At 53.2% G+C, this 24,805-nt stretch carries 20 protein-coding genes; 13 read left to right on the top strand and 7 right to left on the bottom strand.

The window, feature by feature from the left end; all coding sequences use genetic code 11:
• Nucleotides 1-722 precede the first annotated feature (722 nt).
• From HNEAP_RS08015 to fmdA, 3 genes are all read right to left on the bottom strand, one after another.
• Entirely contained in the window at nucleotides 723-1,448 is a 726-nt protein-coding gene (locus HNEAP_RS08015; RefSeq protein ID WP_012824464.1) for a TorF family putative porin, read from the bottom strand.
• A 94-nt stretch (nucleotides 1,449-1,542) separates the two neighbouring features.
• Nucleotides 1,543-1,875 (bottom strand): FmdB family zinc ribbon protein, encoded by a 333-nt coding sequence (locus HNEAP_RS13115; protein ID WP_012824463.1) that lies wholly within the window; start codon nucleotides 1,873-1,875, stop codon nucleotides 1,543-1,545.
• A gap of 72 nt (nucleotides 1,876-1,947) precedes the next feature.
• Nucleotides 1,948-3,183: a formamidase gene (gene fmdA, locus HNEAP_RS08005; protein WP_012824462.1), complete on the bottom strand. Its 1,236-nt coding sequence runs from the start codon at nucleotides 3,181-3,183 to the stop codon at nucleotides 1,948-1,950.
• Between the two features lie 673 nt (nucleotides 3,184-3,856).
• On the opposite strand from fmdA, the gene urtA reads away from it, so the two are divergent.
• The 10 genes from urtA (at nucleotide 3,857) to HNEAP_RS07955 (ending at nucleotide 15,631) form a co-directional block, all read left to right on the top strand.
• On the top strand, nucleotides 3,857-5,101 hold the full coding sequence (gene urtA / locus HNEAP_RS08000) for an urea ABC transporter substrate-binding protein (RefSeq protein ID WP_012824461.1): 1,245 nt from the start codon (nucleotides 3,857-3,859) through the stop codon (nucleotides 5,099-5,101).
• 92 nt (nucleotides 5,102-5,193) lie between these two features.
• Nucleotides 5,194-6,120, top strand: coding sequence for an urea ABC transporter permease subunit UrtB (urtB, locus tag HNEAP_RS07995; RefSeq protein WP_012824460.1), 927 nt, complete (start codon nucleotides 5,194-5,196; stop codon nucleotides 6,118-6,120).
• A 10-nt stretch (nucleotides 6,121-6,130) separates the two neighbouring features.
• The gene (gene urtC / locus HNEAP_RS07990) at nucleotides 6,131-7,285 is read left to right on the top strand and encodes an urea ABC transporter permease subunit UrtC (protein WP_012824459.1); all 1,155 of its coding nucleotides are present in this window, start codon (nucleotides 6,131-6,133) and stop codon (nucleotides 7,283-7,285) included.
• Complete coding sequence (gene urtD / locus HNEAP_RS07985; RefSeq protein WP_012824458.1) at nucleotides 7,282-8,025, top strand: urea ABC transporter ATP-binding protein UrtD; 744 nt, start codon at nucleotides 7,282-7,284, stop codon at nucleotides 8,023-8,025. Before urtC ends, urtD begins: the two co-directional genes overlap by 4 nt.
• 15 nt (nucleotides 8,026-8,040) lie before the next feature.
• The gene (gene urtE / locus HNEAP_RS07980; RefSeq protein ID WP_012824457.1) at nucleotides 8,041-8,730 is read left to right on the top strand and encodes an urea ABC transporter ATP-binding subunit UrtE; all 690 of its coding nucleotides are present in this window, start codon (nucleotides 8,041-8,043) and stop codon (nucleotides 8,728-8,730) included.
• A gap of 140 nt (nucleotides 8,731-8,870) precedes the next feature.
• Nucleotides 8,871-9,914: an aliphatic amidase gene (locus HNEAP_RS07975; protein ID WP_012824456.1), complete on the top strand. Its 1,044-nt coding sequence runs from the start codon at nucleotides 8,871-8,873 to the stop codon at nucleotides 9,912-9,914.
• Nucleotides 9,915-10,008: 94 nt separating this feature from the next.
• Entirely contained in the window at nucleotides 10,009-11,379 is a 1,371-nt protein-coding gene (locus HNEAP_RS07970) for a purine-cytosine permease family protein (RefSeq protein WP_012824455.1), read from the top strand.
• 120 nt (nucleotides 11,380-11,499) lie between these two features.
• Nucleotides 11,500-12,495: a formamidase gene (locus tag HNEAP_RS07965; RefSeq protein ID WP_012824454.1), complete on the top strand. Its 996-nt coding sequence runs from the start codon at nucleotides 11,500-11,502 to the stop codon at nucleotides 12,493-12,495.
• A 172-nt stretch (nucleotides 12,496-12,667) separates the two neighbouring features.
• Complete coding sequence (locus tag HNEAP_RS07960) at nucleotides 12,668-13,681, top strand: alpha/beta fold hydrolase (protein ID WP_012824453.1); 1,014 nt, start codon at nucleotides 12,668-12,670, stop codon at nucleotides 13,679-13,681.
• Nucleotides 13,682-13,864: 183 nt separating this feature from the next.
• Nucleotides 13,865-15,631 carry a nitric oxide reductase activation protein NorD gene (locus tag HNEAP_RS07955; protein ID WP_166635993.1) on the top strand — a complete coding sequence of 589 codons (1,767 nt, stop codon included), beginning with the start codon at nucleotides 13,865-13,867 and terminating at the stop codon, nucleotides 15,629-15,631.
• A gap of 8 nt (nucleotides 15,632-15,639) precedes the next feature.
• On the opposite strand, the gene HNEAP_RS07950 is transcribed toward HNEAP_RS07955, so the two are convergent.
• Together HNEAP_RS07950 and HNEAP_RS07945 are read right to left on the bottom strand one after the other, a co-directional pair.
• Complete coding sequence (locus HNEAP_RS07950) at nucleotides 15,640-16,518, bottom strand: response regulator transcription factor (RefSeq protein ID WP_012824451.1); 879 nt, start codon at nucleotides 16,516-16,518, stop codon at nucleotides 15,640-15,642.
• On the bottom strand, nucleotides 16,505-20,041 hold the full coding sequence (locus HNEAP_RS07945) for an ATP-binding protein (RefSeq protein ID WP_012824450.1): 3,537 nt from the start codon (nucleotides 20,039-20,041) through the stop codon (nucleotides 16,505-16,507). Before HNEAP_RS07945 ends, HNEAP_RS07950 begins: the two co-directional genes overlap by 14 nt.
• A 709-nt stretch (nucleotides 20,042-20,750) precedes the next feature.
• On the opposite strand from HNEAP_RS07945, the gene HNEAP_RS07940 reads away from it, so the two are divergent.
• The 3 genes from HNEAP_RS07940 to HNEAP_RS07930 all read left to right on the top strand — a co-directional run bounded on the left by HNEAP_RS07940 (nucleotide 20,751) and on the right by HNEAP_RS07930 (nucleotide 23,242).
• Nucleotides 20,751-22,412 carry a sigma-54 interaction domain-containing protein gene (locus tag HNEAP_RS07940; protein ID WP_012824449.1) on the top strand — a complete coding sequence of 554 codons (1,662 nt, stop codon included), beginning with the start codon at nucleotides 20,751-20,753 and terminating at the stop codon, nucleotides 22,410-22,412.
• Nucleotides 22,413-22,482: 70 nt separating this feature from the next.
• Complete coding sequence (locus HNEAP_RS07935) at nucleotides 22,483-22,779, top strand: hypothetical protein (protein WP_012824448.1); 297 nt, start codon at nucleotides 22,483-22,485, stop codon at nucleotides 22,777-22,779.
• 22 nt (nucleotides 22,780-22,801) lie between these two features.
• Nucleotides 22,802-23,242 carry a hypothetical protein gene (locus HNEAP_RS07930; protein WP_133484601.1) on the top strand — a complete coding sequence of 147 codons (441 nt, stop codon included), beginning with the start codon at nucleotides 22,802-22,804 and terminating at the stop codon, nucleotides 23,240-23,242.
• Between the two features lie 2 nt (nucleotides 23,243-23,244).
• Here HNEAP_RS07930 and coaE read toward each other — a convergent pair whose 3' ends face one another.
• Together coaE and HNEAP_RS07920 are read right to left on the bottom strand one after the other, a co-directional pair.
• Nucleotides 23,245-23,874, bottom strand: a complete 630-nt coding sequence (coaE, locus tag HNEAP_RS07925) for a dephospho-CoA kinase (RefSeq protein ID WP_012824446.1) — start codon at nucleotides 23,872-23,874, stop codon at nucleotides 23,245-23,247.
• Between the two features lie 41 nt (nucleotides 23,875-23,915).
• Nucleotides 23,916-24,800 carry a prepilin peptidase gene (locus HNEAP_RS07920; RefSeq protein WP_012824445.1) on the bottom strand — a complete coding sequence of 295 codons (885 nt, stop codon included), beginning with the start codon at nucleotides 24,798-24,800 and terminating at the stop codon, nucleotides 23,916-23,918.
• Nucleotides 24,801-24,805: the final 5 nt, after the last annotated feature.

The following is a 24,805-nucleotide window of genomic DNA, read 5'->3' as shown; positions in this document are numbered from 1 at the left end:
AACTAATTGATTTATATTGATTTATATTGATTTATTTTTCTTGTCGTTTATTGCCCATCGCAGACAAAAAGAACGGAGACTTTTTCACTTTCAGACATAACATCACCCTGATTTCGGTTCGAAAAATCATGGTGTTATTTTAATGAAATCATTCCGGGGAAGCTCGAAAAACTCGTCATCCCCGCGTAGGCGGGAATCCAGCGCCTTGGTTTTTCTGGGTTCCCGCTTTCGCGAGAACGACGAATCACGGTTATTTCGAGGTGCCCTCCGTTTTGTCTGACGAATTAGACGAGGGCTAATGCACTTTTACCTCATGGGCACCTACCCCAGCTTTACCCTTGCTGAAGTCGAGCATCACCTTACAGAGTTCAAGGCCAAATGGATCGAGATCTCTCTGCTCATTAGCCTTTCCTGGTGATGGGATTCCTCTCGGATCTTTCCGTTTTCCAATTGTCTGCTCCTGACTCGCTAATAGATTTTCACGACTTATGTGATCGAATCAGTCAAGAAGAGCATGTGATAAATTATCAAGAATAGGATTATTTCGAGAATGTGGGCTGTGGGAAAACCTTGCGTTTACCACGAAAAAACTAATAAATTTCAGTCGCCAAAGCGATTTATTTAAGTGCTACCGCCATCTTCGCTGGCTTGGGTCATGGTTGATCAAAGGGCACGAAAACAGGATGTGTCGCACCACATCCTGTGATGACCTTGTTGAGAAATTATAGGTCGAAGTTGTAGCCAAGGTTGAAGAAAATGGCGTTCTTTTGCTTAGTACCATTGCGATCTTTGCCGCCAATAATGTAGTGCATGCTAACGTTTGCCCCTGTTTTTCCGATTGGATGTGACAGGTTGATATCAGCGTAGCGGAAGGCGTTTTTCTCGGGGGTTGATGCTATGTACGTGCCACTATTCTTGTAGGTGTAGTAACCGATCGTTGTCCCAAATTTAAAGTCTTTGGGCAAAGCCGTGCTGTAGTCTAGGGTCCAGAAGGTGTCCCCCTTGTTGCCCCATGCCACGTCTTTCAACAGCGTCTTGGCGCCAAAAGTGACTGGGCCGTAACCGACGCTGCCGTAGCCTTCTATGCCATTAGAGTTGGAAATGTTGACGTAGGCGTATTGAACGACGCCGACTCCGTAATGAAAGTCACCAATACTACCGTTGTAACCACCATAGAAGTCATTTTCGAAACCGTTGGATTTACCCGGATCAGAATATCCAAGTGACGAACCCCAGTAGCCAACGTAAAGGCCATTGTCTAGGGAATAGTCAAATCCACCTTGCAATGCAGCATTGTCATCTTCTGGTGAATTGGTAATACCTCGAAGAATATATTTAGAGGCCACGTTGATATTGCCGGTAAACGTATCGGCTTGGACCGCTGCACTGATTACCGGCAGGTTCAGAGCGGTTGCTACTGTGAGCAGCGTTAAGATTTTCTTCTTCATGTTACAAAAGCTCCTTAAGGACGATAGTTTTTTTAGGTTCGTCAAAAAAATGGTTTTTAAATCTGTGGTTTTGGGTAATAAGCCTCAAAAATCATCAATGTCCGATCATCCACGGGCGTTTGCCCTGTTGCATCTTCAGGTGGGGACCTCCTTTGGTTGTCGTGGTCTTGGGTGTGCTGGAATGGCTGCAGCCCGGTCCGCACTGGTGCCGCTTAGTCGATCTTGGTTCGTGGGCACTTCGTTCATTAACTTGGTGGGCCTTACGAACGCTGGCCTTCATGTCGTTCAGTCTCGGAGCGGACAGGACAGCCCTTCCCGCATCGTGATTGCACTCGGGGCAGGCGCATGGCTCTAGGTACTGGTCCATGGGGCGCATTTCCTCGAACACGTGGTCACAGTTTTTGCAGTGATACTCGTAAATTGGCATTTCACCCTCCGTGAAAACAATGGGTTGCATGACTCTTCAGATCGACTTTGAGTAGACCTGAAGATCGGCCGTTTATTTATCAGCCCAGTAGGAAACCGGCACATCGTCGTTATCCTTGATGTACTTGGTCGGGCCTTCGGCGCAAGGATCAATGTTGAAATTGAAGATTTCTGTTGGCAGGAAGAGTGTTGCGCACACGTTCGGAATGTCGACGATGCCGCTGATGTGACCTTGGACAGGAGCCGTACCGAGGATCGAATAGGCCTGGGCTCCGGTGTAGCCGAATTTCTTGAGGTATTCGATCGCGTTCAGGCAGGCCTGGCGGTATGAAACATGCGCATCCAGGTAATGCTGCTTGCCTGATTCATCTACGGAAATCCCTTCGAAAATCAGGTGATTCTGGTAGTTTGGCTGTAGTGGGCTCGGCTTGAAAATTGGGTTCTTGACAGCGTATTTGGCAACACCGTCCTTGATGATGCTGACTCGGATATGAATCCAGCCGGCCATCTCGATGGCACCACAAAAGGTGATTTCTCCATCGCCCTGCGAGAAGTGTAGATCGCCCATCGAAAGACCGGCACCCTTCACATAAACAGGGAAAAAGACACGAGAGCCTTTGGTGAGATCCTTGATGTCGCAGTTGCCGCCGTGTTCACGGGGCGGAACCGTGCGCGCACCTTCGAGCGCGGCTGCTTTCGCCTTATCCCCTTTGAGTTGGCCCATGTGAGCGGTGCCAGCACAGGGCGGTGCTGCGAGCGGAGGAACACGTTCAGGATCGGTCGCGATCAGGGCACCTTCTCGCTTGTTCCATTCGTTCAGCAATTCTCTGGAGGGAAGGCAACCGATCAGACCCGGATGCATGATTCCCGCGAAGTTCACACCGGGTACGTGGCGAGAGGATGTATAAATGCCGTTGAAATCCCAGATTGATTTTCGCGCATCCGGGTAATGTTCGGTCAGGAAGCCACCACCGTTTTCTCTGGCGAATATGCCATTGAACCCCCACTGGAATTGTTCCAGTGTGCCGATGTCGAGGATATCAACGACCAACAAGTCCCCCGGTTCGGCTCCATCCACACCGATGGGTCCACTTAAATAGTGGACCTTAGTCAAATCCACGTCACGGACATCGTCGGCAGAGTTATTGTTGTTGATCTGGCCGCCGGTCCAGTCCATGCACTCAAGAACGAAGTCGTCACCCGGCTTTACCCATGCGTACATGGGGATGTCCGGGTGCCAACGATTATGAATGCAATCGTGCGCTTCTGGTGGTTGCGAAAAATCAATTTCTATCAGTTTTTTTGCCATTGTACTAATCCCCTTGATCTTATTTGGGCATGGCCCGCCGGTAGATCAATAAGCCAATTACGTTAATTGACGTATTGAAATGATTGCCTTCTGTTGCCTGGTTCCTATTTAAATTTGGAATAATGCATTTTGGGCTTACTGGCCTAATGCATTACGTGTGCCAACTTATGTTTTACCTTTGTTTTGGTGTTATTTACAGGTGATTGCATTCCATTTGTTTGCGAATGTAACGTTTTTGCCATGACAATTTATTGTGACAATTCAAATTGTCATGAAATGTAACGTGACAATTGATCGTTGCCATTGCCCTAGACGCATGTTACGCCATTACTTTTTATAACATACTGAAAAATATATATATATTGCATTTTCGGTGCAGATTTTTGGCCCGGTGATTCGGGCGTCAAGCGGCTGAATCCTGTTCGGGACTGGTGATCATTTAATCGAATATCTCGGTGCAACCCATTGAATGTCCGATTGTTTTATTTCTGTTTTGTTAATAATTCATATGGGGGTTTATCGTCCGGATTTATATGGTTCATGTATTTATTTTCATGCGAATTAATTGCTGATTTTTTCTGGCACGCTTCCTGCAGTTGTGTTCATGCGAGGGATTTTCCCTTTAGTCCTTGTTGCAAGGAAAAACGTCCAGATGAGATTTTAAGGAGCAACCATGATTAATAAGACCGATTCTAAAGTTTGGCGCAGTGTGAGAGCTGCGATTCAGGGTCTGACACTTTCGTCAGTATTAATTGCATCTGCCGTTTATGCCGGGCCCCCGACCGCTGAAGTCAACACAACAGGTCTTGCAGTGACTGACGATACGGTGACCGTAGGTATCCTCCATTCACTGACAGGCACCATGGCAATTAGTGAAACCGGTGCTCAGGAAGCCGAGAAACTGGCCATTGAGCAGATCAATGCGCAAGGCGGCGTCCTAGGGCGCCAGATCAAATTTATCCAGGAAGATGGCGCCAGTGACTGGCCTACCTTCGCCGAGAAAGCCAAGAAGTTGTTGGAAGAAAACCATGTGGCCGCCATTTTTGGTTGCTGGACATCAGCATCCCGTAAGGCAGTTCTTCCCGTGCTGGAGCGTGATAACGGCCTGTTGTATTACCCGACTTTCTACGAAGGTCTGGAGCAGTCCAAGAATGTGGTCTATACGGGCCAGGAGGCGACTCAACAGGTATTTGCTGGCTTGGATTGGGTAGCCAAGAACAAGAACGCCAAGACCTTCTATCTGATCGGTTCTGACTACATCTGGCCACGTACGACGATGAAACTGGCGCGCAAGTACATTGAAACTGTATTGCACGGCAAGGTGGTGGGTGAGGAATACGCCGCGTTGGGCAGCACCCAGTTCGGTTCAACCATCAACAAGATCCGTCTGAAAAAGCCGGATGTCATCTACGCCGCTGTGGTTGGCGGTTCAAACGTTGCCTGGTTCAAGCAACTCAAAGCGGCCGGTATTAACGGTAGCAAGCAGACATTGCTGACCTTGTCTGTCACTGAAGACGAAGCCCAGGGCATCGGTGGCGAAAACCTCAAAGGCTTCTACTCTGCGATGAAGTACTTCCAGTCTCTGGATACACCGGAAAACAAGGCTTTCGTTGCTGCGTTCAAGAAACGCTGGGGTGCTGATGCGCCGATCGGTGATGTAACTCAGGCTGCGTATGAGGGCCCGTGGTTATGGAAGGCTGCTGTCGAGAAAGCGGGTAGCTTCGATACGGACAAGGTTGTGAAGGCTGAAGAAAGCGGCACGATAACCTTCAACGCTCCTGAAGGCATGGTTTACCTCGAGCCAAACCATCACCTGAAGACGCGTCTGCGAATCGGCGAATGGCGTGACGATGGTCAGGCAGACATTGTCTACACCTCACCGTACATCATGCCGAATCCGTTCCCGAAAGGTTACTGAGCAAAGGCGGCCGGGTGAGTGGCGTTCTGGTTAGCTTCATCTGATCAGGGCGCTTCCCACTCCCTATGCAATTTTGGACAGGAGCAACTTCCATGTTGTTTGGATACTCATTCTCTGATTTAGGGTCCATCCTGGTGATGCAGGGGTTCTCCGGCTTAAGCCTCTTCAGCGTACTGCTGTTGATGGCCTTGGGTCTGGCGATCATCTTCGGCCAGATGGGCGTCATCAATATGGCTCACGGAGAGTTCATGACGATTGGGGCCTACTCAATCTATGTCATCTCTAAAATTACCGAACAGTACTTTCCTGGATTCATGGCTTATTACTTCGTGGTGGCGATCATCGCTGCCTTTGTCATTGCCTTTACGGTGGGGTATTTCGTCGAATTCCTGCTCATCCGTCATTTATATAGGCGACCGCTTGATACGCTGTTAGCCACGTGGGGTCTCAGCCTGATCATGCAGCAGATCTTCCGTTCGGTGTTTGGTGGCCGTGAGGTTAGCCCGACACTGCCCGACTGGTTGATGGGGTCCTGGGCACCGACGCCAAACATTGATATTCCCATCAATGGCCTCTTTGTGATGCTCATCACGCTCGTGGTTACGGCAATCGTCATTCTCGCGCTTTATAAATCACGCTGGGGATTGAAGGTCCGCGCCACTACACAGAACCGCATGATGGCCGGTGCAGTGGGGATCAACACTCAAAAGGTTGACCGCATGACCTTTGCCGTTGGATGTGGTGTTGCGGGAATTGCCGGTGCGGCATTCACGACGATTGCGTCAACTGGCCCGACCAGCGGATCGACTTATATCGTCGATACGTTCCTGGTGGTTGTCTTCGGTGGGGCAGCCAGTCTGCTGGGTACGGTCGCTTCCGCGTTCACCATTTCGCAGGCCCAGTCCATTCTTACTTTCTTCATGACGAACGCCATGGGCAAAGTGGTCACCCTGTTGGCGATCATCGTCATTCTCATGCTTCGGCCCGAAGGTCTGTTCTCAAGCAAGGTCAGAAAATAAGGACACGTACATGAATACTTTCTATGACAGATGGTTGGGTGGACGGCAAGGCGCGATCGGGCTCCTGTTGCTCGCCTTGCTGATTTTTATCATTTTGCCGCTATTTTTGGATATTTACCGCCTCAACAACGTGGGCAAGTACCTGACCTATGCTTTTGCTGCGGTCAGTTTGGTCATGCTCTGGGGGCACGCGGGCATTCTCAGCCTGGGTCAGGGTATTTTCTTCGGTGTGGGTGGTTATTGCATGGCTATGTATCTGAAGCTGGAAGCTTCCGATCCGGCAAGTACCGCAAGACAAACGACACCGGGTATCCCAGATTTCATGGACTGGAACCAGATCACCCAGTTGCCCCTTTTCTGGGAACCCTTCCATAGCCTGCCGTTCACGATCCTGGCGATTTTCGTCGTGCCTGCGGTGCTTGCCTATATTGTTGGCGCGGCCATGTTCAAGCGGCGCGTGGGCGGGGTGTATTTCGCGATCATCACCCAGGCGATTGCGGCCATCCTGACGATTCTGGTTGTCGGTCAGCAAGGCTATACCGGCGGTATCAATGGCATTACCGATTTGAAGACACTGCATGGCTGGAACATCAATACCGATTCGGCGAAGTACATACTCTATTACATCAATGGGGTGTTGCTCGTCGGTGTGATTTTGCTCTGCCGCTATGTTTTGTCGTCGAAACTCGGGCGGCTGTTGCTCGCAATGCGGGATAAGGAGGATCGGGTCCGATTCTCCGGCTACGACGTGTCGAACTTCAAGATTTTCGTCTTCAGTCTCTCGGCGATCATTTCGGCCATCGGTGGTGCCATGTTCACGCTTCAGGTCGGTTTCATGTCACCCACCTTCGTCGGCATCGTGCCTTCCATCGAAATGGTCATTCTTGCCGCCGTCGGTGGTCGTCTATCTCTGATCGGTGCCGTGTACGGCGCTTTGCTGGTCAACTACGGCAAGTCGGCGTTCTCGGAAACATTCCCTGCATTGTGGCTCTTTCTGATGGGCGGCCTGTTCATCGGAGTGGTGATGTTTTTCCCCAACGGTTTGGCCGGTCTGTATCAGACCTACCTGAAACCGAGTGTGGATCGTTTCCTCGACAAGCTCACCCGCAAGTCGAGTGCTGTTAAGCCGGCTGCGTTGAGTGATAAGAAGGAGGCAGTGGAATGAGCAACACCGATTTCGTGCTGGCTATCGAAGACCTGACGGTATCTTTCGATGGATTCAAGGCGGTCGACGGCTTGAATCTGTACGTGGACAAGAACGAGTTGCGGGTCGTGATCGGCCCCAACGGGGCAGGGAAGACCACCGTTCTGGACATGATCTGCGGCAAGACCAAAGCTACCTCCGGTTCCATCAAGTTCAAGGGCATGGAACTGACCAAAATGGCCGAACACCAGATTGTTCGGGCTGGTGTCGGTCGTAAATTCCAGACCCCTTCCATTTATGAAAACCTGTCCGTTTTCGAGAATCTGGAAATTTCGTTTCCAAGAGGCCGAACTGTCTTCGGCGCTCTGATGTTCAAGCGCACGGCCGATGTGGATCAACGCATCCACGAAGTGGCGGACATGATTTATCTCTCGGACCTGCTGGATAAGGAGGCTGGCCTTCTGAGCCATGGCCAAAAGCAATGGCTGGAGATCGGCATGTTGCTCATTCAGGACCCTGAACTCCTGATGCTGGACGAACCCGTCGCCGGCATGAGCGTGCGGGAGCGCGAACAAACCGCCGATTTGCTGAACCGGATCTGCCAGGACCGCTCGGTCATCGTGATCGAACACGACATGGAATTCGTCAAACGCATTGCGCATAAGGTCACCGTACTTCACCAAGGCAAGATCTTGTCACAGGGAACCATGGAACAGGTGCAGTCGGATGAGCGCGTTATCGAAGTTTATCTAGGCCATTAATCGGGGAGACATGACATGCTTGAAGTATCCAAACTCTCCGTGAGTTACGGCGAAAGTGAAGCCATCCATGGTGTGGATCTGATCGCCTCGAAGAACGAGACCATTGCCGTGATGGGACGCAACGGGATGGGTAAAACCACCTTGTTCAAATCTCTGATTGGTGTGTTGCCTGTAGGCGGCGGCTCGATCAAGGTCGATGGCGTCGATGTGACGAAGATGACCTCCTATCAGCGGGTTGCAAACGGCATTGCCTACGTGCCCCAGGGACGGATGATTTTCCCCAGCATGACCGTACTGGAAAACATCCAGACCGGTCTTGAAACCGTCAAGGACAAAACGATCCCAGACGAAATTTTCGCGCTGTTCCCTGTGCTGTTCGACATGCGCCAGCGCAAGGGCGGCAACCTGTCCGGCGGTCAGCAGCAACAGCTGGCCATCGCGCGGGCACTGGTTTCAAACCCGAAAGTGCTGCTGCTGGATGAACCCACTGAGGGTATTCAGCCATCCATCATCAAGGACATTGCCAATGTCCTGAACGAGATCCGCAAGATGCGGGAGATCACCATCATCGTCTCCGAGCAGGTGCTCAGTTTCACGATGGCGGTGGCCGACCGGATCATCGTGATCGACAAGGGTTCATTCATTCATGAGGACCTGCGGGAGAACGTCGATACGGCTCAGATCAGCAAGTATCTGTCGGTTTAACCCGTTGTAAATGACAGGCCGCAGATCGCTACCCGCGTCTGTGGCGTTACCCGATTCTCCAAGGATGGTTTGTTTGATCCCACACGGTTGAGTGGGGTCGTTAACCGTTTTTGTTTTCAATTTTACAGAGGATACAACTTATGCGTCATGGTGATATTTCATCCAGTGCAGATACCGTCGGCGTCGCTGTCGTCAACTACAAGATGCCACGCCTGCATACCAAGGCCGAGGTTCTGGACAATGCCCGCAAGATCGCGGACATGGTCGTGGGCATGAAGCAGGGCCTGCCGGGCATGGACCTTGTGATTTTCCCCGAGTACAGCACCCACGGGATCATGTACGACCCGAAAGAAATGTACGAAACAGCCTCAACCGTTCCGGGCGAAGAGACCGAAATCTTTTCTGCCGCCTGCCGTAAGGCGAAGACCTGGGGCGTGTTCTCCCTGACGGGCGAGCGTCATGAAGAGCACCCGAACAAGGCGCCGTACAACACGCTGATCCTGATCAACGATCAGGGTGAAATTGTGCAGAAGTACCGCAAGATCATGCCCTGGTGCCCGATCGAAGGCTGGTATCCCGGCGGCAAGACCTACGTGAGCGAAGGCCCCAAGGGCATGATGGTCAGCCTGATCATCTGCGACGACGGCAACTATCCTGAAATCTGGCGTGATTGTGCCATGAAAGGCGCCGAGCTGATCGTCCGTTGCCAGGGCTACATGTACCCGGCCAAGGACCAGCAGGTCATGGTCGCAAAAGCCATGGCCTGGATGAACAACACCTATGTTGCCGTCGCCAATGCGGCAGGCTTCGATGGTGTGTATTCCTACTTCGGCCACTCGGCCATCGTCGGCTTCGACGGTCGCACACTCGGTGAGTGCGGCGAGGAGGAATACGGCATCCAGTACGCCGAATTGTCCGTTTCCCAGATTCGCGACGCCCGCAAAAACTGGCAGAGCCAGAACCACCTCTACAAGCTGCTGCACCGTGGCTACACCGGCATGATCAATTCTGGCGACGACATGAACGGCGCGGGCGAATGCCCCTATGAGTTCTACAAGACCTGGATTACCGATCCAGCCAAGGCGCGTGAAAACGTCGAGAAGATCACGCGCTCGACGCCCGGCACGGCCGAATGCCCGATCCAGGGCATTCCGAACGAGCAGGATATGGGCGGCCACAAATAGGGCAATCCACTCCGACACTTGAACAATGGCGGGTGCGAAGTTGCTGTTACCAAGCATCCTGAATCGAACAAGAATTAAGTCAAGGAATAATCCAATGAGCCAAGAACACGATGCCAGCCTGAAAAAAAGCGGCGAACATAGCAAGGGTGAGTATCTGGTCGAAGAGATCAAGCACATCGAAGAAGAACTTGAGCATACCCTCGGCAAGGAATACGAGCATACCGCCGTACCCATGTCTGCCCGTCGCAGCATGTTCTCAGTGAGCATGGTCTGGATGGGTTTTCCGATGATCATTACCGGGGCGATGACCGGTTCGCTCCTTGTGCTCGGCATGGGCTTCACCAGTGCCTTGTGGGCCATGCTGATCGGTAATCTGATCATGTTCGGATATGTTGGTCTGCTGGGCCTGCTGGGTACCAAGAAAGGATTCAATTTCGCGCTGCTCGCCAGCATCGTGTTCGGTCGAAAGGGTTACGCTTTGGCGTCAGGACTGCTTTCGACCCTGCTGCTGGGTTGGTTTGCCGTGCAAACAGGTATTGCCGGTTCCCTGATCAGCAGTGCCTATCACATCAACTACGTCGTCATGACCATCATCGCGGGGCTGCTGTTCATCGGCATCACCTTTGTTGGTGTTCGCGGTCTTCATTGGATCGGTATTATTTCCGCGCCATTGTTTGTCGTGCTCGGGTTGTGGGTGGTGATCGATGCGTCCAGCAAGACAACCTTCGATGCAATCATGTCCTACCACGGGAACGATCCGACAAATCTGCTGCCGTTCGGCGTCGGTTTGACCATGGTGATTGCCCTGTTCGTTGATGCAGGTACCGTAACGCCAGACTTCAACCGCTGGGCCAAGGACAAGAAGAACTCCCTCGTGGCGACCTTCAGCGCCTTCCCGTTCGCAAACATGATCGCGATGCTGGTGGGCGGAATCATGACTGCAGCGCTCGCCGTACCGAATGCCAACCCATTCGGCCAGGACAACATGTTCGGCTACATGATGGCCAGCGGTTCCGGCGTCCTGATGGTGATCGCCTTCATCTTCCTGCTGGCTAACCTCGGTTCCGTGTGTTCGCACTGCCTGTACAACGCATCTACCGGCTGGTCACGAATTCTGGGCAGCGAAATGCGACTGATGGCGGTTGTGCTGGGTGCCATCGGCATCCTGATCGCGGCGACCAACGTCTGGGCCTTCTTCATCCAGTGGCTGAGCCTGCTGGGCATCATCGTGCCGCCAATCGGTGCCATCATCATCATCGACCAGTACTTAAAGCGTCCCAACTCGCAGGTCGATGCTGATTGGCGTCCGCTAGCCTTCATCGCATGGGCGGCAGGGTCTGTGGTCGCCTTTATTGTCGAGAAGGTATTCCCTGGACTTTCTACCGCCATTTCCTCCGCGCTCGTTGGAGGTTTGGTTTACTGGATTCTGATGAGTTCTGTCGCCAAGAAAAGCGTGGTGGCCTGACGTGGCTGGTGTACAGAAATCGTCAGCTGAAATCTCGAATCGACGGATGTTCCGGATGTTTGATCAGATTGATGAGATTGGCCGAAGCCTCGATGGCTTTGGCGTGATCGGGGAGGTCTCATGAGTGGTCTTGGTGGTTTGAACAAATCTCCGGATGGCGTTGTTCTGGGGCTGGTGCAATTGCAACTTCCTGTCGTGAAAACGCCAGCGGATCTGACTCGCCAGACGGAGAAAGTCTGTGCCATGGTGGCCAAGGCAAAGAACGGGATGCCCACCCTTGATCTTGTGGTGTTCCCGGAGTATGTGCTCCATGGACTGTCGATGGATACCAACCCCGAAATCATGGTGCGCATGGATGGGCCCGAGGTTGCTGCGCTGCGCGTTGCTTGTGTGGAGCACGCGGTATGGGGTTGTTTCTCCATCATGGAATACAACCCAGATGGCTACCCCTACAACACGGGGCTGATCATCGACGCCGAAGGCGTGATCCGCCTGAAGTATCGCAAGCTTCATCCGTGGGTGCCGGTTGAACCCTGGGAGCCGGGTGACATGGGCATTCCCGTGTGCGAGGGGCCGAACGGCAGCACCCTGGCTTTGATTATCTGTCACGACGGGATGTTCCCCGAAATGGCGCGGGAATGCGCCTATCGCGGTGCCGATATCATGTTGCGCACGGCTGGCTACACCGCACCGATCCGTCATTCCTGGAAGATCACCAATCAGGCGAACGCCTTCTGCAACCTCATGTACACCGCGAGCGTGTGCATGGCGGGCACGGATGGGACATTCAACTCAATGGGCGAGGGGATGGTGGTCAATTTCGACGGCACAACTCTGGTCGAAGGCAGCGGTGTGCCGGACGAGATCATCACGGCGGAGGTCCGTCCGGCCCTGGCGCGTGAAGCACGGCGACTGTGGGGGGTAGAGAACAACATCTACCAGCTCGGGCATCGCGGTTATGTCGCCGTGGCCGGCGGGGCGCGGGATTGTCCATACACCTTCATGCAGGACCTGGTAGCTGGTAAATACCGATTGCCTTGGGAAGACGAGGTTGCCATTACGGACGGCACGTCCTGCGGCTTTCCCAAACCCGCACGAAAGTATGGCGCGGCATGAGTGTTTATCCACCAGTACCTATGCGCTCTGCGCCTCGGCCTTCAGGACGTACATACCATGCGGACGTCCTGAAGGTGCTGCTCGGTGATCGCGCGGCGGCAATGCGCTGCACGGATACGGTCATTCAATCGTTCGCATCGAGCGATATTTATTAAACCTTGAGGAATATGAAATGAGTGATTACAAGATTTTTGCAATGGGTGACGTCGTTCTCCAGTCGGGTGCCACCATCCGCGACGCCAAACTGGCGTACAAGACCTTCGGTACGCTGAACGCGGCGAAAGACAATGTCATCGTGTATCCGACCTGGTATTCCGGTCAGCACTACGATAACGAGTGGCTGGTCGGCACGGGCATGGCTTTGGATCCGGATAAGTACTTCATCATTATTCCAAACATGTTCGGCAACGGCCTGTCCTCGTCGCCGAGCAATACCCCGGAGCCCTATAACCAGTCACGTTTCCCTGGCGTTACCTCGTTTGACAACGTCAACTTTCAGCATCGTTTGGTGACCGAGGTCTTTGGCATCGAGAAAATCGCGCTTGTGACTGGCTGGTCCATGGGCGCGCAGCAGACATTCCAGTGGGGCGCGTCCTACCCGGATATGGTCGAGCGTATCCTGCCTTTCTGCGGTTCGGCGAAGACCTCCGTACACAACTTCGTATTCCTCGAAAGCGTCAAGGCAGCCCTGACCGCCGATGCCGCCTGGAACAACGGTTGGTACGAGAAGCCGCCGACCAAGGGCTTGCGTGCCATGGCACGTGTGTATGCCGGCTGGGGTTTCTCCCAGGCGTTCTACCGTGAGAAGCTGTACCTCCAACATGGTTACTCTTCGCTGGAAGACTTTTTGGTCGCATTCTGGGAGGGATTCTTCTTGGCCCGTGATGCCAATAACCTGTTGGCCATGCTGTGGACTTGGCAACAGGGCGACATCAGTAACAACCCGATGTACGGTGGCGACTTTGAAAAGGCGCTGGGTGCGATCAAGGCGAAGGCCATCATTATGCCGGGGCAAACTGATTTGTATTTCCCGCCGGAAGATAACGAATACGAAGCCAGCAAAATGCCGAATGCCGAGTTCCGTCCGATCCCGTCCATTTGGGGGCACTTTGCTGGCGGCCCGGGCATGAACAAGGTGGACGTGAAGTTCATCGACGATGCCCTGAAGGAACTGTTGGCCCGTTAATCCGGGCAGTATCTCCGTCCGGAGTCGCGTGCAGCCCCGGATGGATTGTCCGATCGTCATCAAGACCTTGCGGCTCTATGTTTGGTTGCCGCATCACTGTGGTGCCCACAAATTCCTATGTCCGTTTCCATGAAGACCCATATGGCTAATCTCATACCTCCACAATTGGAAGCGGAACCTGTTGTGTCGTCTCAGTCCTTCGAGGACGTGCGGCATCTATTAAATTTGTATCTGATCGCACTCTGGGGGCAGCCTTTCGATCTGGCTGGCATTCCGGCCGCGTCGGAATCGGCAGCCGTTCGCCCCCGCATTGATCAGACGCATATTCGACTGCCGTCTTCACTGTCCCAGCAAGGGGAGGTGACCGCGCGGCGAGTCTATATTGCAGCAGCGGTCCATGCGGCCGCCCATCACATGTACAGCCAACCGTTGAACCCCGAGTCACTGAATGCGCGTCAGCGACATCTGGTTGAACTGGTCGAGGATGCTCGGGTCGAGTACCTCGCCTTTTCGCACTTCCCGGGATTGCGTCGGCTCTGGTTGGATCTGCATCCTCCTGTATCGCCGGACCCCACGCCCTTTTCGACACTGATGTGGCGTCTTTCCCGTGGTTTGCTGGAACTGGAACAGTCCACGGACGACGACTTCATGGTTCGTAAGGCCATCTCTCTGTTTCAGGAACGAATTTCCGAAATCGATGACGCAAGGACGGCCCGTGAAATCGGATTGCGATTGGCTCACGATATCGGCCAGATGCGGCTGTCGATGGACGAGGGCAGCGTGCCGCCGATGTCAATCTACCGGGATGACAATCAGCATCTCTGGTATGAGGAGCACCCGTTGCCCGAAGAGACGAAGGCCGCCGATCAGGCGACCGAGGGCGTGCAATCCGGCTTACAGTTCGAGGAAGCCACCGAAGGACGGCAATTGGCCTTCACCGACGTTCCTCAGGTGTCGAGTGGTGCCGAGGCCGGCTATCGAATCGAGGAGGTGACGGAAGACGCACAGTTGACGTTTTTCCAGACCAGCGAAGACGAGGAAACGCATCCGTCACGTTACCCGGAGTGGTTCGCCCGTTTCGGTGTCGAGCGGGAGAACTGGTGCGCCGTGCATGAACGAAAGGCGCAAGAGGGTGATAAGGATTGGGCTCCGGCAGTTCTCGCTGCTAATCGCCCATTATTGGCTCATTTGCGCCGAGTCGTCGGTGCCTTGCGTAGTCGGCACCGGGTGTTGCTCCGCAAACAGGAAACGGGTGATGAGCTGGATCTTGACGCGGCGTTGAGAGCGATGGCGGATATTCGGAACGGTCGGGAGCCGGATGCGCGCGTGTTTATTCGTACCCAACCGCAGGACGACCAGGTTTTGGCGCTGTCGCTACTGCTCGATCTCTCCGAATCGGTGAACAATCCCGATCCCGTCAGCGGTCGCCCCATTCTGGATTTGGCCCGGGAAGCCGTTCTTCTGTTGGCCGAGACCGCAACGGATCTTGGTTCGGAGCTGTCTTTGGCCGGGTTTCACTCCCAAGGACGTCATCTGGTGGATTATCAGAGTGCCAAGCGCTTTGATGAGCCCTTCGATGCGGCGGCCAAGGCGCGCCTTGCTGCGTTTGACGGGCGGTATTCCACGCGGATGGGGGCGGCGATCCGGCATGCGACCGAGGTGTTGCTCACGCGGGGTGCGCATAATCGGATAATACTGATTATGACCGACGGGGAGCCATCGGATATCGATGTCTTCGACTCCGAGCATCTGCTGCTCGATACGCGCCAGGCCGTGATCGAGGCGCGCCAGCGGGGCGTGCCTGTTTTCTGTGTCAGTCTCGACCCGGGTGCGGATCGGTATGTCGAGCGCATTTTCGGCGAGGGGCACTTTCTGGTTCTGGATAACCTGCGCCACCTGCCCGAGCGGCTATCCCGCTTGTTCCTGCGTTTGGTGAGCAAGAAATTCTAGGTTCGAATTCAGCCAGAGGGTCGGCTTAACACCAGAGCCGCTGCAGCCGTCCGGGTTTCGACTCCCAGCTTTTCGAACACGTGCTCCAAGTGTTTGTTGACCGTGCGTGGGCTGATCTGCAGGATCTCACCGATTTCCTTATTGGTCTTTCCAAGGGCGACCCAGTAGAGGCTTTCCGCCTCGCGCGCCGTCAGCTGGAATATCCTGGCTAGTGCTTCCGGTTCAGCCTGTGCCGCATGGCGTTGGATGGACAACAGACCGGGTTCGATCCGAGTAAACAACAGGCGCTCACCCTGATGCCAGAGCGGGAAAGAAGGATCGGCATCCTTGTCTTTAAGCCATTGGCGAACGGGGGGTGGCAACTGATCTCGCGCGTCGACCACGGATTGAACCAACCGCTGAGCCAAAGGGGTGGCCCAGGTAATCGCATAGCCCGAGTCGAAGGCCAGAATAGCTCGACCGGCTGAATCGATTGCAGAGCGGGTGTGCGTGACCAGCTGCGCCCGCTGCATATGGGTGGTGATGCGCACCAATAGCTCTTCTATCACGACCGGTTTGGTTACGTAATCGACACCACCAGCCTGAAAACCCTGAACGATGTACTCGGTGTCACTAAGGCCTGTCATAAAAATGACCGGGATATCACGAGTGGTCAGATCATTTTTTAGCCGTTTGCAGGTTTCAAAACCGTCGATGCCGGGCATGCGTGCATCAAGAATGATGACATCGGGTGGCATGAGCTGCACGCTATCCAGTGCGCTTTGTCCATCGGTGGAAACCAGCACCCGATAGCCTTGCTGCTGCAGCGCATCGTGAAGCACGCGCAGATTGTCCGGCGCATCGTCTACCAACAGAATGGTGCCGCGCTCATCCTTATGTAGGTTCATGCTTGGCTTCTATTTGATTGAGTAGTCGCATGTACTCACCGAGGTGGAATTGTTGAATGGAGGTTCGCAGTGGGCGGACCATCTCCGCCAGATCAGGGCGCAATTGTTCCAACTCGTCGAGCTGTTCAAGAATGCCCTGAACGTACCCCATTGTGCCCAGCTCGCGCAGAGCGTTGAGTGCGGCTGCATCGGGCAGGGCGTCCACGTTTGGTTGATTACTGCCGCCCAGCGTCTCTCCCTCAACGTTTGCGTCGGGTGCCGTATCTGCTGGGTCCGTCGAAGTCGGTGCGGGGGCCGTGGGCGCAATTTTCGGGGCAGGTTCCGCCAATTGTTGCTGGGTTGCCGTGGCCTGAGCGGTTAATTGTTCCTGGCCACTCGTGATCCAGTTGAGGTGCAGTTTGTCGTGGATACGCTGTAGCAATAAAGGGATCTCGACTGGTTTGGCAATGAAGTCATCAATGCCGATGTCTTCCATGTTTGGTTTGCCCCGGTCGAGGACGTCGGCGGAGACGATCAGGATCGGTGCCATGGAAATGCCGTTGGCGCGTAGCAGTCGTGCAGTTTCCCAGCCATCGATATCCGTCATGTTGATATCCAAGATGATCAAGTCCGGTGGATGTGCCGCGGCCTGACGCAGGCCGGTAATGCCCGATTCTGCTTGAATTACAAAAAATCCAAGAGCCGAAAGCACGCTGTGCAGAAATTCCCGATCGCTTTGTTGGTCATCAACGATGAGTATGCGCCTTTTCGGCCCGCGGTAACCCAATATATTGGACGGCGTGTCCATGGGTTGGGGACGCGGGTTGCGAACGGCGGTCAACAATAGACGCAACTGAAATCGGCTGCCCCCACCCTCGCGCTCATGTACAGTCAACTCACCGCCCATCAGCGTGGCCAACATACTGGCGATTGTCAGGCCCAAGCCTGCGCTGGCGGCATTGCCAGTTGCATTACTGCCGCGTTCGAAGGGGAGGAAAATTCGCTTGCGATCACTTTCTGTAATGCCGATTCCCGTGTCCTCGATTTCAAAACGCGCCAATTCGCTGCGGTAAGAAATCCGGAAGGTCACGTGTCCTCGTTCGGTGAACTTGATTGCGTTGCCCAGAATATTGATGAGGATTTGCCCCAGTCGTTTCTTGTCGACGCGCACCACGGGTGGAAGTTCGTCTACCACTTCGAAGTTGAACTGGATGCGCTTCTCCTGAGCCTGTAGCCGAAACATGTCCGCCAATTGGGCGACAAACTGTGGGAAATGTACCTCTTCGGGTTCAATGGTTAGTTTTCCTGCTTCGATTTTTGCCATATCCAGCAGGCCATTGATCAGCGAAATCAGGTGCTCTCCACTGCGGCGGATAACCTTCATCTCCTCGCGGCGTTGTCGCGGTACGGCGGGATCGTGTTCAACGATCTGGGCGTAACCCAGAATACAGTTCAGCGGGGTGCGAAGTTCGTGGCTGATCCCTGCCATATAGCGGCTTTTGGCCTGGTTGGCGCTCTCGGCGGCCTTGATGGCCTTCTGCAGTTGCACATCGGTTTTCAGGTGCGCCTCGATTTCGTTCATCAGTAGATGGGTCTGTCGGTTGGACTCGTCCTGAGCGACGTATCGGCTTTCCAGGGTGAGCGCCAGCCACCAGCCACCAATAGCGGTCAGTGCGAAAAGGGCGACAAAAAGCTTGATCAGCAGCATCCTGAAAATCGCCAGGTCGTCCGGGGGCATGCTGCTGAGTTGCTGCAAGTAGAAAAAGAGCAGTGTTGTACCCAAAGCCAGTCCTGAAATCAGAATCAGCAGCAGGTAATAGCCAATGCGTGTGTTGATATGCCTTGCGAGGGTCTTGGGCAGAAGGCGACTCAGCATGGCGGTGAACTGTTCCAGTAAGCCGGCCTTGGGTCGACACATATCGTGGCAACGCGCGTCCAGAGTGCAGCAAAGCGAACAGATGGTTCCCCGATAGGCCGGGCACATGGCCATGTCTTCCGTTTCGTAGTCATTCTCGCAGACAACGCACCGAAGTATCTTCTTATCACCCAACTCATCGGCTGTGCGGGCGATGTAATACCGGCCCTTGGTCAGCCAGGCAATCAGCGGTGCCGTGATAAAGGCACTGCCTAATGCAATGAAGGCAGAAAAAGCTTCGGCCCAAGGCCCAAACCAGCCACTGAACGCAATGATGGACAGCGTAGAGGCGATCAGCAATGCGCCGATACCAACTGGATTGATATCGTAAAGGTAGGCACGTTTGAACTCGATTCCCGGTGGGCTCAGGCCGAGGGGCTTGTTGATGATCAGATCGGCAACGATGGCACCAACCCAACTGATCGCGACATTCGAGTAAATGCCAAGCACATTCCCCAGCGCCTCGAAAACTCCGAATTCCATCAGCATCACGGCAATCAGTACGTTGAATATAAGCCAGACGACTCGGCCCGGGTGGCTATGCGTCAGGCGGGCGAAGAAATTCGACCACGCAAGCGAACCCGCATACGCATTGGTGACATTGATCTTGATTTGGGAGATCACCACGAAGAGGGTTGCCGCGAACAACACGACTGCTGGTGAGTTGAAGACATAACTGAATCCGAGCTCATAAAAAACTGCGGGTTGAACGGCTTGAGCCAGACTGATCCCGCTGCTGAGCGCGAGATAGGCCAGCAAACCACCGGCCAGAAGTTTGAACATGCCTAAAATAATCCAGCCGGGACCAGCCAGGAGTACTCCGAAATTCCAAGCGTGTTTATTGGATTTATCTTTTTGTGGCATGAAGCGGAGGTAGTCGACCTGTTCCCCGATTTGTGCAATCAGGGCCAGAACCACGCTGGTGGCAGCGCCGAATGCCAGAAGATTGAACTCGGGTATCCCGAGATTACCGCCAAAAGATAAGAGTCGGTCGAAAATGGTCGGATCTTTCCATAAGATGCTGATGTAGGGCAGGAACAACAGGATTAGCCAAATGGGTTGGGTCCACAGCTGCAGTCGGCTGATCAATGTGATGCCGTAACCGACCAATGGCAGGACAATCAGGGCGCTGAACAGATACGAGGGTGTCATCGGAAGGCCCAGATACAGGTTCAGCGCTTGCGCCATGATGGCGGCTTCAATAGCAAAGAATATGAAAGTGAATGACGCGTAGATAAGTGACGTGATGGTGGAGCCGATGTAACCGAAACCCGCTCCACGGGTGAGCAGATCCATATCGAGGTTGTATTTCGCGCCATAGTGCGCGATCGGCAGACTGGTCAGAAAAATCAGGATCGAGGCGGCAAGGCAGGCCCAGAATGTATTGATAAATCCATATGCCACGGTCAGCGCTGCGCCGATGGCCTCCAGTGCCAGAAAGGAAATGGCACCGAGCGCGGTGTTGGCGACGCGGAAGATCGACCACTTGCGAAATTCACGTGCAGTGTACCTAAGCGCGTAGTCTTCGAGTGTTTCATTGGCAACCCAGGATTTATAGTCCCGCCGGATTTTCTTGACCTGTCGAGGCGGGACGGCATCTAGGCTCGGAATCCGGCGCAGCTTTTTCATGGAGTTCTCGCGTTGAGCTGACAGGCGTGCATGAATGTTTCATTGTCAGAAAAGTGTTGATCTACTGCCTTTGCACCCCGAATAACAGACTGCGCTGTTCGATTGCGGTGTCGCGTGCTCGTATACGTTCAGTTGGCGTAAGCCCGCGGCTCCATGAACTCGAACATGCTCTAGACATTTTTCGAGGTGCCCGCCTTTATGTCGATAATCAAATTATCTGGATTTTTCCCGATGCCATGTAATTGGACATAACTATCTGGATGGTTGAGCGTCCAAGCAGACAGTGCCTTTGAGGTGGGTCTACTATAATGCGAATGATAGATAGCTTCCACTATACGTAATTTGACGTAGTTCGCGTATCTAATGTTTCGCTTGAAATAAACCCAATTAAACAAAACTAGGGGCGTGCAGAAAACGATGTGATGCCGCATCCGTTGTATGACGTATATCAGTGGACGGGTGTGGCATGTAGTCTTATCCCAGAGGCTAAATGACACTGCTGTCATGCCACGGGATCATTTTTCAGAGGTTTCTAGTTGCGGCGTATTTTCGCTGTTTAGTTTAATTAGTTAAATACCTACTCATTGTTGAGTTTGTTTATTAACACTTAATTAACGCAGTCAGTTTCGTCCTGATTTTCATCACCAGTCAAGAAAACTAGATAACCACTGAAAAATTTCCGGATGTATTGCAATTAGTTGAGGATGCTATGAAAGAAATCACAGGTACGCGGGAAATCAATTCTGCACTATTGCTTGAGGTTTCCAGACTCATGAGTAAATCAACAGCATCGTCTGGTTATAAACTCATGAGTTTGCTGAGTTTGCTCTCTCGTTGGTCCAGTCTTCACTACGGCCGGATCATGTTGCCGAATTACTCCCTTCGAGTGCTTGAGGTCGCCTACAGTTATGGGCTTCCTGAAGAGCAGATTGCGTTGGGTAAATATACCGTACCATTTGATCAGGGACTCACCGGTTTTGCCTGGCGAACAGGTCAAGTATCGCTGGTAACCGACGTGTTGGATGAATCGATCTTCATTCAGCGGATCGCTGAACCGATTGAGGGTAGCTTGAGCCGGATTGGTTTTATTTGCGTACCGATCAATGTTGATGGACTGGTAGTCGGTGTGTTATCCGTTCAGCGCCGCGCTAATCCAAGGCGGTCCTATTCGGAGGATGTCGATTTGCTGAGAATCATTTCCAGCATGACTGGGCCAGTGTTAGTAAATATGCGGCAACGGGTCCAGCAGGTAAGTTTCCTACCATCTCAACTTGACCATGATGGTGGTCGTTACATCCGCATGTGTGAGTCGAATAACATTATCGGTTCAAGCCATGCCTTGTTGTCTGCGGTTAAAGAAATTGATCAGGTCAAGAACAGCGAAGCACCGATCATGCTTCTTGGGGAGTCCGGAACGGGCAAAGAGATGTTTGCACGAATGGCTCACCGGGAAAGTCAGCGTCGAGATAAACCGTTTATCTGCATCAACTGCGCATCAATCCCGGAAGCTTTGCTGGAATCGGAGCTTTTCGGCCATGAAAAGGGAAGTTTCACCGGTGCTTATCGTCGGCAGAAGGGAAAAATTGAGCAGGCACACGAAGGCACGCTATTTCTGGACGAAATCGGGGACATGCCGCTGGATCTTCAGGCGAAATTGTTACGGGTGCTTCAGGATAAGCAGGTTCAACCGATCGGTAGTGATCAGCCGCAACATGTCAATTTCAGACTGATCACGGCTACCCATGTCAATCTGGCGGTTGCTCTGCAGGAAGGGCGCTTCAGACTGGATCTGTATTATCGGATCAACGTCATTCCCGTATATCTACCTCCGCTCAGGAAGCGACAAGAGGATATTACCCGTCTGGCTCAGCATTACCTCAATCACTATGCCCAGCTTTATGACCGTAGTGTCAGCTTTACCCAGGGTATCCATGAGGAACTCCAGTCCTACGGTTGGCCGGGCAATATCCGCCAACTTCAGAATGTCGTCGAGCGAGCTGTACTCAAGGCGAGTGGACAATTGATCAATGTCGAACAGATCAAACACATTTTGGATACTGAGCGGAGCATGTATCAAACGGATCAGTTAGGCGTTACCAAGTTGGATATCGCTCCATTCCTTGAACCTACGACTTCAGCGCGCGAGTACGATTCTCCACAGGAGGTTAAGTTTTCAGGGACATCGTCAAACCGGGTGAGTCGTGGTAAACGCAGCTACATGAGAGTCTGCGAACATGAAAGCGAAAATATCCGTGACGCCATGAGCAAGTCTTCGGGTAACCAAGCTCAAGCTGCGCGAATACTGGGTATGACTGCACGTCAATTCCGTTATCGCCTAGCCAAATTGGGATCTGAAGTTAGTCAACCATAACGGTTTCGTCTTGTGGTGCTCATGTCTGTTGCATAATGATCCTCCACACCCTTCGGACGAGGATTTGTTAGTGACTAGAATAGAGTTGATCAATGCCATATTTGAACGAATGGATGTGGTTTGGGGCGAAGAAGGATTCGACGGTGAAGCTCAGGAATACGATTGGCTGCTGGCCAATTACGGCATCACCGACGAAGAGGATGTGATGTGGATGCTGATTTTGCAGCACGGAATGGACGACCTAGAGTCCGAAGATCGTGATGACGAGGATCTGATGACATTCCTTGAGAATGAGCAGGCAGTTGTAGGATTTTTAGAGTCCTTTCTGCAGAAATATCAAAGTGCAGACACGGTTTATCCACGGTAAATCCTAATACGGTTGACACAGGATGTTTCATCAAACCTGGTCGGCGGAGTTGCGGCATGATTCATGGCTCGCGTGTTGCTGGTGGGGAATGCATGGACTGGCTGCCGCAGCAGTAGGGCTGTGCGGTGTCGCTGCGCATTTGCCGCTGCTTGTGTCACTTGATCTGGTTTTGGCTTCAGGACTTTTGTTGTACCGTTTGGCCAACCGAAAGCCTTCTGCCTTTTTTGATACTGGTCATTTGGTGTTGAGCGGGCAGAGCGCCCGTTGGCTTGATGGAACGGGCCGCCTGCTTGAAGGGGATGTCACTTGGTTGTGGACGGGGCCTCGGCTTGTTGGTCTGGTGCTTAAACACCGCGAAGGATATTTCCCGATCTGGATAACCTGTCGCCGAGTAGGGGATACGGCTTGGTGGCAGATGCAACGCTGGTTGCGTTTCGAGCAGGTTCGGTCGGGGTCGGCTTGAGTCTACTCGGAAGAAGTTCGTTCTGCTGTCAGCATGAGTAGCTTGTGATGACATTGGTCTACTTGACGAGCCAATGTAGTTAAGTCTCCTGTGTTTACGATCCATTCGTTCACGATGGCGTCCCGTTCACGATCCGAGCTTTGTGCCGAGATCATCTGGTCGGCCAATGGCGGGTCGATACCCGGCCGTTCGAGCAAACGAGCTTTCTGAATGGCTGGTGTGGCCCGCACACCCACGACATAGTCCAACCACTGATAGTGGGGCTGGACCTTGGGATCGGCCAACAGGGGAACGACAACCAGAACGTAAGGCGCTTGTGTGGCCGATTGCTCTGCACGCTCTTTGGCTATTCGGCGGATTTGCGGATGCAAAATGGTTTCTAGAACAGCGCGAGCCGACGAATCTGTAAAGATCTTTTCCCGAAGTGTCTTGCGATTGAGATGGCCATCTTCGTTAAGAATTTCCGGACCAAAATGCTGGCATAGCTCATTGAGGCAGGGCTGACCGGGTTCAACCAACTCCCGGCTGATGAGGTCGGTATCAATTACAGGAATATTTCGGGCAGACAGCAACCGGGCCACGGTTGATTTGCCGCTCGCAATGCCGCCGGTTAATCCTACAAACAAGGCCATGAAACGCAATACCTATTAATTCCCGCCTAGCAGCCTGTCGACTAGTAAGTACCGGGCATGCCAAAAACAACTTTGAACATCGTGTTGCCAAAATAGTAGGAAAGTAATCCGGCGCTTGCCAAGTAAGGGCCAAAGGGAATGGGTATCCGCTTGTCGTGCTTGAGGAACAGAATCATGCCGATGCCGACAACAGCGCCGACGCCGGCAGATAGCAGAAGGACCATCGGCAGTTGTTGCCAACCGAGCCATGCGCCGAGAGCGGCGAGTAGCTTGAAATCACCATAGCCCATGCCTTCGCGCCCGGTCAGTAACTTGAACAACCAGTAAATGCTCCAGAGCGAGAGGTAACCGGCCATTGCGCCGATCACTGCGTTCTCCAGGGTCACTGTCGTGCCAAATCCTGTAAGAGCCAGCAGTAGGCCCAGCCACATCAGAGGTAGGGTTAGGTTATCCGGTAGCAGGGTTGTTTTCAGGTCGATAATGGCAGCGGCAAGCAAAATCCAACTGAAAACCCAAACTGCAATCGCCGTCTCAGATACGCCGAAATGCCACGCAGCCAACAGGGTAAGCAAGCCGCTCGTCAGCTCAATCAGGGGGTATTGGATGCTGATTGCATGTTGGCAATGCTCACACTTGCCGCGCAGCCATAGCCAACTGATGATCGGGATGTTCTGCCACGCCTTGATTGGCGCTTGGCAGTGAGGACAAGTCGAGCGCGGCGTGATCAGGTTATAGACTAGTGGGCTCGTGGACGGAGCAATTTCCAGCAATTCCTGGCAGTCGCGCCGCCAACCTTGCTCCAGCATGATGGGGAGGCGATGAATAACGACATTGAGGAAGCTGCCGACCAGCAAGCCCAGTATTAAAGCAACAGACAGCCACAGGATCGGTGACTCATTAAATAGACCGACCCATGTGCTGATCATTATCG

The organism is Halothiobacillus neapolitanus c2 (assembly GCF_000024765.1).
GTDB classification, from domain to species: Bacteria; Pseudomonadota; Gammaproteobacteria; order Halothiobacillales; family Halothiobacillaceae; genus Halothiobacillus; species Halothiobacillus neapolitanus.
The sequence above is the reverse complement of the archived record's forward strand: the minus strand, read 5'-3'. Positions and strand labels throughout refer to the sequence as shown.

Excerpts from the sequence above, each read along its gene's own strand:
- HNEAP_RS07945 (WP_012824450.1), bottom strand. The coding sequence starts at position 20,041 with ATGAAAAAGCTGCGCCGGATTCCGAGCCTAGATGCCGTCCCGCCTCGA.
- HNEAP_RS07950 (WP_012824451.1), bottom strand. The coding sequence starts at position 16,518 with ATGAACCTACATAAGGATGAGCGCGGCACCATTCTGTTGGTAGACGAT.
- urtD (WP_012824458.1), top strand. The coding sequence starts at position 7,282 with ATGAGCAACACCGATTTCGTGCTGGCTATCGAAGACCTGACGGTATCT.
- HNEAP_RS07970 (WP_012824455.1), top strand. The coding sequence starts at position 10,009 with ATGAGCCAAGAACACGATGCCAGCCTGAAAAAAAGCGGCGAACATAGC.
- coaE (WP_012824446.1), bottom strand. The coding sequence starts at position 23,874 with ATGGCCTTGTTTGTAGGATTAACCGGCGGCATTGCGAGCGGCAAATCA.
- HNEAP_RS07920 (WP_012824445.1), bottom strand. The coding sequence starts at position 24,800 with ATGATCAGCACATGGGTCGGTCTATTTAATGAGTCACCGATCCTGTGG.
- urtE (WP_012824457.1), top strand. The coding sequence starts at position 8,041 with ATGCTTGAAGTATCCAAACTCTCCGTGAGTTACGGCGAAAGTGAAGCC.
- urtB (WP_012824460.1), top strand. The coding sequence starts at position 5,194 with ATGTTGTTTGGATACTCATTCTCTGATTTAGGGTCCATCCTGGTGATG.
- HNEAP_RS13115 (WP_012824463.1), bottom strand. The coding sequence starts at position 1,875 with ATGCCAATTTACGAGTATCACTGCAAAAACTGTGACCACGTGTTCGAG.
- HNEAP_RS07940 (WP_012824449.1), top strand. The coding sequence starts at position 20,751 with ATGAAAGAAATCACAGGTACGCGGGAAATCAATTCTGCACTATTGCTT.
- HNEAP_RS07965 (WP_012824454.1), top strand. The coding sequence starts at position 11,500 with ATGAGTGGTCTTGGTGGTTTGAACAAATCTCCGGATGGCGTTGTTCTG.
- HNEAP_RS08015 (WP_012824464.1), bottom strand. The coding sequence starts at position 1,448 with ATGAAGAAGAAAATCTTAACGCTGCTCACAGTAGCAACCGCTCTGAAC.
- urtA (WP_012824461.1), top strand. The coding sequence starts at position 3,857 with ATGATTAATAAGACCGATTCTAAAGTTTGGCGCAGTGTGAGAGCTGCG.
- HNEAP_RS07930 (WP_133484601.1), top strand. The coding sequence starts at position 22,802 with ATGTTTCATCAAACCTGGTCGGCGGAGTTGCGGCATGATTCATGGCTC.
- HNEAP_RS07960 (WP_012824453.1), top strand. The coding sequence starts at position 12,668 with ATGAGTGATTACAAGATTTTTGCAATGGGTGACGTCGTTCTCCAGTCG.
- urtC (WP_012824459.1), top strand. The coding sequence starts at position 6,131 with ATGAATACTTTCTATGACAGATGGTTGGGTGGACGGCAAGGCGCGATC.
- fmdA (WP_012824462.1), bottom strand. The coding sequence starts at position 3,183 with ATGGCAAAAAAACTGATAGAAATTGATTTTTCGCAACCACCAGAAGCG.
- HNEAP_RS07975 (WP_012824456.1), top strand. The coding sequence starts at position 8,871 with ATGCGTCATGGTGATATTTCATCCAGTGCAGATACCGTCGGCGTCGCT.